This is a genomic window from Nitrospirota bacterium, from assembly GCA_016212185.1.
GTDB lineage: Bacteria > Nitrospirota > Thermodesulfovibrionia > UBA6902 > DSMQ01 > JACRGX01.
Genome location: JACRGX010000066.1, coordinates 1 through 9,265, shown reverse-complemented (window position 1 = coordinate 9,265; position 9,265 = coordinate 1). Strand labels below are relative to the sequence as shown.

The following is a 9,265-nucleotide window of genomic DNA, read 5'->3' as shown; positions in this document are numbered from 1 at the left end:
TCTTGTAGGTACCTCCGCTTGATGAACTGAGATTATGCTTTGTGTTTGATACTACGTTGCCGTTGGTCGCCGCATTAAGTGCATATACCGCCCCTAATGCTAAGAGTATTACTAATCCTATTGTCAATGCTTTCTTCATCTGTTTCACCCCCTTCCCTTGTACATCTTAAGCCCTTGTATCAAGTTCTTCTAATTATAGAAATGCAAAAAATATGCCATTTGTTTTTGTTTATTTAGTTGCAACTAAAAATAGTTTGTTTTTGATTAAAAATCAATTGGTTAAATGCTTTGTTGTTTTTTCCCACTGTCAACTGTTAACTGTCAACTGTTGACTCTTTTGCGTTATCTCACTCAGTTTGTATAGTGATTTAACGCTATGAACAGTTATGGTTTGCCGGCTTCCTTGGGGGTTACGCTGCCCAGACTGCTTTTTTTGAACTTTTCGCTTAAGTATTGGAAAATATTAACCCTTCTATTGTACTGGTCTGCAACATAAATCCTGTCATTCCCATCAATATAAATGCCTGCCGGAAGCCAGAATTTTCCCTCTCCCTTGCCCATCTCGCCAAAAGCCAATAAAAGCTGTCCCGACCTATCAAAAATCTGGACATTGTTAAAGGCGGCGTCAACTACATAGATGTTGCCGTCGGAGTCAACGGCAATCCCTTTGGGTCTTGCAAACTGACCGGGAGAGTCGCCTATGCTGCCGAATTTAGATATAAACTTACCGTCAGAGTCAAATATCTGAACCCTGAAATTCATGCTGTCGGTGATATAGAGTTCTCCATTATTATTGCTCATAGATATGTTTGTGGGGAAATTAAACTCCCCGTCCTCAGAGCCGCGCTTTCCGAATTCAAATAAAAAATTCCCGTCCTTTGAAAATGTCTGAACATTATGCTTTTTGGCGTCAACAATATAAATTCTTCCAAGTTTATCGTTCACCGCAACACCGACAGGCTGTTCAAACTGTTTTTTCCCGCCGAATGTGCTCTTAAATTTGCCTTTCTTGTCATAAACCACCGCCCGGTCCTGATCTGCGTCAGCAACATAAATATTACCCTCTGCATCCGTAGTAATGCCAATAGGCTTTCTTAGCGATCCCACCCCCTCTTCCCCGATGTTGTAGACTTTTTTCTCTACTGTGTCAAAGACTACAACTATACCCGCTCCAGTATCTGTTATATACACCCTGCCCTCTGCGGCATGGACACCGTAAGGCTTTCCAATGCTTGTCCCTGCATCAGTTTCGCCGAGAACACTCTTAAGAAACTTCTCGGTTTTGGTTTCTTCCTTGATGTCATGCTCGTTCCTTAACCATCCTACCCACCTTACTTTAGGCTCATCAGGCGGTAATGGCCATACAAGCTCCACTATCCTTTTTTCAGGCGCTGCACAGGAAAATAATGTAATGCTTAAACAAAGCACCAGCACAAAAAAAACGGGGATTTTTATCCGGCGCCGCAGTGTTAATGCTAATCTATCTTCTTGATGGAATAAATCTTTCATTTAATTTTTAAACTAACATAAGCAAAAGAGCGGTGTCAAATTAAAGATAGCCGAATTTCTGCATCCTGTATCTCAGGGCGTCGCGTGTGAGGCGGAGCAGTTTTGCCGCCTTTGTCTGATTGCCGTTAGCCATTTGCAAGGCCTGACGTATAAAATCTTTTTCAAGGTCTTCAAGGGAAATGCCGCCCATGGGAAGCGCAAGCTGCACTTCTTCTCCGGTCTTTTCTTCCTCTTCCTTTGTAATCGGCTTGTGCGAATAATCCGCTATTTCCACAGGGAGATACTGCAGGTCTATAACATTTCCGCTTCCAAGTATGCAAAGCCTTTCTACAATATTCTTCAGCTCCCTTATGTTGCCGGGCCATGGATAATTCATCAGCAGTTCTTCAACCTCTGGGGTTATGCCCTTCACCTCTTTTTTTATCTCTTTGCCGAATACCGCTGCAAAATGCATAATCAAGGGAATTATATCCTCTTTCCTCTCTTTAAGCGGAGGAACATCAATAGGTATTACCTTAAGCCTGTAATAGAGGTCCTCCCTGAAGTTCCCCTCTTTTACCGCCTTTCCCAAATCCTTGTTCGTAGCGGCGATAATTCTCAGGTCCACCCTTATATCCTTGAGTCCGCCTATGCGCTTAAATGTGTGCTCTTCTACAACCCTCAGGATCTTTGCCTGCGTAGAGGGCTTCATATCGCCGATTTCGTCAAGATATATTGTGCCCCCTTCAGCCAGCTCAAACAGTCCTTTTTTAGCCACTTTGGCATCGGTAAAAGCCCCCTTTTCATAGCCAAAAAGTTCGCTCTCAACAAGGGTTTCAGGCAGGGCCGTGCAAGTCACCTCAATAAACGGTTTGTCGGCGCGTGCGCTGTTATAGTGGATGGTCTTTGCCATAAGGTCTTTTCCTACGCCGCTTTCTCCCTGAATAAGGACTGTCGTGGCATCGCTTTCTGCGATCTTTCCGGCAAGGGCAATCATCTTCTGCATTGATTCGGAATGGCCTGCAATATTTTCAAAACTGTATTTTTCCTGCTGTTTGCCCCTGAGCTGGCGCACCTCTTTTTTTAATGTGACAGTCTCAAGCGCCTTTTTTATCAATATCTTGATCCGGTCCAGGTCAAACGGCTTCTCTATGTAATCATAGGCTCCTAATTTTATTGCCTTGACAGCGCCTTCAACACCGCCGTGGGCTGTAATCATAATCACCAGCGCGTCCTTATCCAGTTCTTTTATCAGCTCAAGAGTTTTAATGCCGTCTATCCCTGAGAGATGCACATCCAAAAGCGTAATATCAGGGGTTTCTGATTTGAAAACTTCAAGTCCCTCTTCGCCTGAGCCTGATGTTGTAACATCATAACCTTCTTTTTCCAGTCCCTGCTTGAGCGACCAGGTAATAAATTTTTCGTCGTCTATGACTAAGATTTTATTCATTGTTTAACCAGTCACAGCGCCCTGTGGAGTAATTTGTTTCTTTACGGGTAAAAATACGGTAAAAGCGCTTCCCTTCCCAAACTGACTTTTAACCGTAATCATCCCCCCGTGTTCTTCAACAATCCTCTGGCTTATTGAAAGGCCGATGCCTGTGCCCTTAACTTTCTTCGTGAAAAACGGGTTGAATATCTTTTTCATATCCTCCGGAGAGATGCCTACTCCGGTATCTTCAAATTTAACCTCCAGCCACTCTTCTTCATTATTGTCGTTGCCTAAAACTATCCCGGATAATTCCTTTGATTTTTTTAGCGCTGTTGAAATCTTCAGATTCCCTCCGTCCGGCATGGCCTGAATGGCGTTAATGGAAAGATTTAAAAAAACCTGCTGTATCTGTGCGGCATCCAGCATTGTCTCAGGGAGATCTTTCCCGAACTCGGTGTCTATTTCAGTATTGCCCTTTGCCGCCACCTGTCTGATAAAAAACAGGGTCTTCTCAAGAATATAGTTTATATTGTTAGGCGACATCTGCGGCGGCGTCGGCCTTGCGTACAGCAGGAGGTCCCTGACCGCCTGATCCAGCCTCTTTACCTGATTCTGCATCTCATCCGTAATCTCCCGCTTCGGGTCATTGGGCGGGAAATCAGCCGCAAGTATTTGTATGGCTCCGCTGATGCCGGCCAGCGGATTTTTTATCTCATGAGCAATGCCCGAGGCCAGCTCGCCGAGGGATGCCAACTTTGCCGCCTTCTGAACCTGCTGCCTGTGATGTTCCTCAATCTGTTTTTTGGCCGCCTCAAGCGATTCTACCATCCTGTTAAAACTTTGGGCTAATTGCCCGAGCTCATCTTTCTTGTTAATGTTCATCCTGACAGTCGGGTCCCCGCCTTCTATTTTTTTAATAACGCTGATCATTGCGTTTATGGGCCTGCCGATCAGTATCCCAACCACAAAGAGAAATGCCCCTGAAATAAGCACCGTGCCGACCATTGCATTCATCAGGTGTTTTCTTTTGAATTCCCGTATCGCCTGATAGACCGCTTCAACAGAGACTTCAATATCAATGACCCCGAGTATTTTCTTCTCAAAGCCGTGGCACTTGTGGCATGCCGGAAGGTTCTGGATGGAATTTAATGTTGACGCATAAGTATGCTCGCCCTTTTTTATCAAAAAAGGCGCATTGCCTTTATCCGCCCTGAATCTCTCAAGGTCTTCCTTGTATATTTGTTTCCCGATGTCTCTTGGATCTGAAGAGGCCACCATAATTCCGGTTTCAGGATGAAAAATCCGCAGTTCTTTCAGCTCCGGACTGTTTCTAACCAGACTTTCCATCATGGCCTGCAGTTCACGCCATCTGTTTTCCAGCATAAGCACCATAATGCCGTGCTTTATCCTGTCGGAAAGCAGTACCGCCTTTTCCTTCTGCTCGGTCAGAAGTTTTGATTCAGTTACGGCTATGTCTTTCCATGTAGTTATAAACATAGTGGCGGAAATAATAAGGAGGGCCGTTATAGTTATCCTAAACTTTAAAGTATTAAACATTTGTCGTGTTATTTTTTATTATAAGGCACGTCTTCTTAAATTAACAAGTTTTCCTGTAATCACATTAACTACCATATTCCCGGAAATGGTAATCAGGCAGTTATTTTTGATGGCACTTCATGCACAAGGCAAATGCGCTCTGCGCCTCCAAAGCCCAGAGGCGCGGATAATTAGATGCATGGGGATTATGACAGCTTGCGCAGGACATCTCTTTACCTTCCCTGACAGGGTCAGACCTTCCGCGGGTCGGGTGCCCCCCCTCATAGACAAAACCGGCAATAATGTGTCTGCCTGTGCCGTTTTCCACATGACAGGTTATACATAAATCCCATGCGGGTTTAACAAGATTAAAAGGGTTCTCTGACGCATGCGGGCTGTGACATATGGCGCAGTTGCCGGTATTGACCGGGCCGTGGATGTATTTTTTGGCATGCCAGTCCTCCTTTTGTTCAATATGGCAGCCAAAGCATGTATCCGTGTCCGGTTTCTTAATAAAATATATCGGCTTTGCCTCGGAGTTATGACAGCTGAGGCAGCTCCAGACAGATGCCGGCCCGTGGACAAAAGGATAAGCAGTCATCTTTTTATGGCATGAATAGCATGTGGAAGGAGAGGTTTTGCTGTCTTTAAAAGATGAAAAAGTGGCAGGATTTACCGGCTTTTTATCGCTCTCACCCGGCTTCATCGCATGACACTCCGCACACAGCGAAGTATCCGTCATATGAAAATTTTTCTTTTGGAAAACAGCAGGAGGATTTCTATATCCCCTTTCAAGGTCTGACCTTCTGAATATATCAAAGGCAATGGTTTCAACCGGGTTTTTGTCTTTAATGGCCGATACTTCAATCTTATTAACTCCGAGGGACAACTGTACAGAAAAACATTCAACCTTTTTGCCCGGAGCTATGCTTGCCTGCTCGCTGCCGTTTACCTTTACTTTTATCAGGTCGGCTGAGTCTGGAGTCACGCTTAAGGAAACTCCCAGAAGCCCGAATTCCATTACGGTTTTGTCAGGGGGATAATTTACGGTCAGAATTTTCTGATTGCCTTCTGCATAGGGAACTAAAAGCAGAAAAAGCAAATATGAAAAAAAAACATTCTTTATTGACATTGAGATATCATTGAAGGGAGGATTTGCTTCTTAATAATCTTTTCAATTGATTTTTTATACATCTCCGCGGCCTTGTCTTTGTCGCCTTTTTGCTCATAGGCCCTTCCGAGTTCATAGTATGTCATCTGAGGATACGGATTTGCCGTGCCTGCGGCAGTGAGGATTTCAATTGCCTTATCAAGCTCTCCCTTTAAAATAAGCGCCCCTCCCTGTCCTGTCTTTGCATCATGAGAGCCCGGGTCCAGTTCCAGAGTCTTATTAAATTCATCAAGCGCCTTGTCCGCCTCTTTTGTTTCAAGAAATAAGAAACCCAGCAATAAATGCGCCTTGGCAACAGACGGTTTTGCCTCTACCGCCTTTTTTGCCGAATCCAATGCCTGGTCAAAGAGCCTGTTTTTCATAAACTCAAGCGCAAGGTTATATTTTCTTTCAGCCTCAATTGCTGCCTTGTCCTGCTCCTCTCTTTGCGGGTTAAGCAGGCTCTGCAGGTTTTCTTCGGTTATTTCCCCGAGCAGAAGGCGAAGCTGTCCTTCAAGACTCAGTTGATAGGTAGGCGCATGCCCGGCGGTGTTATAGGCAAGTTTGCCGTCCTTGCCGATAAGAAGGGTTGTCGGGTAAACCCTTATTTCAAAATTACCGTAAACCTGCCGGTCCGCATCTATGAGAACAGGGAAGTCTATTGCATTATCGCTGATTATCTTGCTTATTGCCTCCTGATTTTCCTCTCCCGGAATTAAACTCAGCGCCTGCACGCCTTTTTCCTTATACCTCTTTGCAATTTCCCTGACATCTTTAAGCGCATCAATAGAGCGGCTCAGCGCCGCCTTCCAGTAGACAATAATCACGGTCTTCCCCTTATATTCACTCAATGAAACCTGTTTACCGTCAATGCTTTTCAGGGAAAAATCAGGCACTGTCTCTCCTTTTGAAATATTTATGGCTCCGGCATAAGAGGCAGGAGTGATTAATAACAGCGCCGCCAGTAAAAAAGCAACAATCATGGGTTTATCTCCTTTTTGACCCTGTCGTATTTTTTAAGCTTATGACAACCCGGGGTACAGCTTCCGCCTGTTGCTGTCATTTGGAAATTAAGCGGCAGCTCCCACGCGCCGAAAGGCACTGCCTCGCGAATATGTTTGGGATAATTGCTCGCATGGGTTTCATGACATGCGCGGCAGGTTCTGCCCTTTTCAATCTTGTTAACATGCCTGAAATGAAGATTCACCTCGCCGTTGCGGAAATTTGTCAGCTTGGTGGTTTGCGGGTCCTGTACAATCGTTTTCTCATGGCAGCTAAAACAGAGATTATAATTATCAGCGTTATAACTCATATAAAAGACTGATGGGTAAGGCTCCTTCAATATTCTGAAATTACTTGAGCCGTGCGGGTTATGGCACCCTGAACAGTCATTTTCCTTTATGGGTCCGTGATGGTCTTTGTTTTCACTTAACAGCTTCTTCATGTTGACAAGCGTCCTGCCGTCCGGCGTCTGGACCTCTTTGTCGTGACAGCTCAAGCATAACTCAAGCGGAGCCATGGAGAGCCTTTTTGCGATGTTTGATGAATGCGGTTCATGGCAGTTCAGGCATTTCTTCCCTATTGCCAGCGCTCCATGCTGGACAGACGCCTTATCCAGCCACTCCTTTTTATCTTTGTGGCAATTGAAGCAAAGCTCGGGAATTTCAGCGCTCATCATAAATTGTTTTTCCGCAGAGTGAGGATTATGGCATTTGGCGCAGTTTTCGGCAACTGGCTTGTGAATAACCTTTGCCTTCATAAATTTTTCCGCCTGATCCGTATGGCAAGAAAAACATAATGTGGTTGGTTTTGCCTTAAGATTTTTTTCGTAATCCGCAGTATGCGGTTCATGGCATGCCACGCACCCTCCGACAGCCGCAGGCCCGTGGACAAATTTCCCGGCAACAATTTTTGCGTCATGGCAGATAAAGCAAAGCTCGGCTCCCTGAGCAACAAGCTGAAATTTATAAGGAGAGCTGTGCGCACTGTGACATGCAGTGCATTCACCGCTTTTCACCGGCGCATGGGTAAACTGCCTTTCTTTAAATTTGTCGTGACAGGTATAGCAGAGTTTATCTATTTGTTTGATTTTGGAAAACTTATTCTTGGCAGGGTTGTCCTTATGTTTTTGAGAGTCCCCGTGACAAACAATACATTCTCCGGCATCTACCGGCCCGTGGACAAATTTGTCCTTTACAATTTTAGGGTGGCACGAAGACGTAATACACCCCCCTGTTTTTTCCTCTGCATATGTTTTGTTATCAAAGAAAGTCAACGCCGCAAATACTGCAATCACACACAAAAAAAAGCTGGTCGTTGTTTTTTGTATCAAAGGCCCTCCTTTCCACAATTTGCAGAAAGAGTATATTTTATCAATGCATTATAACCAAATACCTGCGTTTAATTCAACAAGTCCGCTGCTTCTGGTTCATAAACCTGCCCCGCATAATCAGATTTTTATAACGACAGCTTAATGCACTATTAGCGGGTTCTTTCCGTATTGAAAAGACCGGGATTTAATCTTTTAGCTGTATCAAACTGCTCCTTTGCCTCATCAAACCGTCCCATGGATTTATAAGCAATGCCCAAGTTTAAATGAGTATATGCATTATATGGTTCCAACCTTAAAGCAATCTGATAATGTTCAATGGCCTTATCGCTCCACTTTTTAAAGTAATAATAAGTAAAACCAAGATTATTATGCGCCAGTGCAAAATCAGGATTTATTTTTAAAGCATTCTGATAATGCTCAATAGCTTTATCAATAAAGCCCATATTCTTATAAATATTACCGAGATTATTATATGCCTCTTTGTAATTGGGATTTAGACTTAAAGCAATATAATATTCCCTAACAGCTTCCTCCAGCCGTTTATGATTTTGATAGGCAAGTCCAAGGTTGAGATGTACCCTTGACTTATCAGGCGACTTTCTGTTTACATCCTCCCACAACCTAATCTCATCTTGCCATACCAGATTCCTTTTATAAGTGGCGATGGAGAGGGAAAGGACTAAAGCAGCAAGCAATAAGACCGTAATGCGTGATGCGTGATGAGAGAGAAAGGATGAAGGTTGAAAGTTGAAGGATGAAAGATAAGGAATGAAATAAAAAACGGCGCTGACAAAGGCGATTATTAAACCTATGCTTGGCAGATACATTCTATGCTCAAAAATCACATCTACAATAGGAATAACACTTGACTCAACAGACAGGGTTATGAAGAACCAGAAAAGGCCAAAGGCGGTGAGACGTAAATAGTGAACAGTGAACAGTGAACGGTGAACAGTAAACGGTGAATGACCCCCTTTTATTCCCCCTTTGTTAAAGGGGGATGTAGGGGGATTTTTTGAACAAGAATAAAGATAAGCCCCAAGTCCCAAGATAGACAACAGAAGCAGAAATGACAAAAACACATTTGGATTTAGAAAAGAGTTATATATCGGATAGTCATAATCAAGGTTCTGGTTTATCGGCAGGAACAATAATCTGATATAAGTCACAATTACCCTGAACTGGGTAAAAAGATAGTCCAGCCTTGACATATCGGTCTGAAGCCTTGCTGTCTCAGATACATCGCTCAGCAAATCTCCGGCAGATGTGTCAGCCCCGATATAGGAAACAGGGATGATGAGCAGGGTTAGGAGAAAGGGGGTTAGAT

General features: G+C 44.0%; 7 protein-coding genes. All 7 read right to left on the bottom strand.

What is annotated here, in order from left to right; all coding sequences use genetic code 11:
• Positions 1-384: 384 nt before the first annotated feature.
• Positions 385-1,509, bottom strand: coding sequence for a 6-bladed beta-propeller (locus HZA10_07855; GenBank protein ID MBI5196221.1), 1,125 nt, complete (start codon positions 1,507-1,509; stop codon positions 385-387).
• Between the two features lie 40 nt (positions 1,510-1,549).
• Positions 1,550-2,938: a sigma-54-dependent Fis family transcriptional regulator gene (locus HZA10_07850; GenBank protein ID MBI5196220.1), complete on the bottom strand. Its 1,389-nt coding sequence runs from the start codon at positions 2,936-2,938 to the stop codon at positions 1,550-1,552.
• Between the two features lie 3 nt (positions 2,939-2,941).
• Positions 2,942-4,417 carry a HAMP domain-containing protein gene (locus tag HZA10_07845; GenBank protein MBI5196219.1) on the bottom strand — a complete coding sequence of 492 codons (1,476 nt, stop codon included), beginning with the start codon at positions 4,415-4,417 and terminating at the stop codon, positions 2,942-2,944.
• Positions 4,418-4,577: 160 nt separating this feature from the next.
• A complete protein-coding gene (locus HZA10_07840; protein ID MBI5196218.1) occupies positions 4,578-5,588 on the bottom strand; it encodes a hypothetical protein in 1,011 nt (336 codons plus the stop codon).
• A complete protein-coding gene (locus HZA10_07835) occupies positions 5,579-6,589 on the bottom strand; it encodes a redoxin domain-containing protein (GenBank protein MBI5196217.1) in 1,011 nt (336 codons plus the stop codon). Before HZA10_07835 ends, HZA10_07840 begins: the two co-directional genes overlap by 10 nt.
• Entirely contained in the window at positions 6,586-7,938 is a 1,353-nt protein-coding gene (locus tag HZA10_07830) for a cytochrome C (GenBank protein MBI5196216.1), read from the bottom strand. The genes HZA10_07835 and HZA10_07830 overlap by 4 nt, the downstream gene beginning before the upstream one ends.
• A 149-nt stretch (positions 7,939-8,087) precedes the next feature.
• A partial coding sequence (locus HZA10_07825; protein ID MBI5196215.1) for a tetratricopeptide repeat protein occupies positions 8,088-9,265 on the bottom strand: 1,178 nt, incomplete at its 5' end.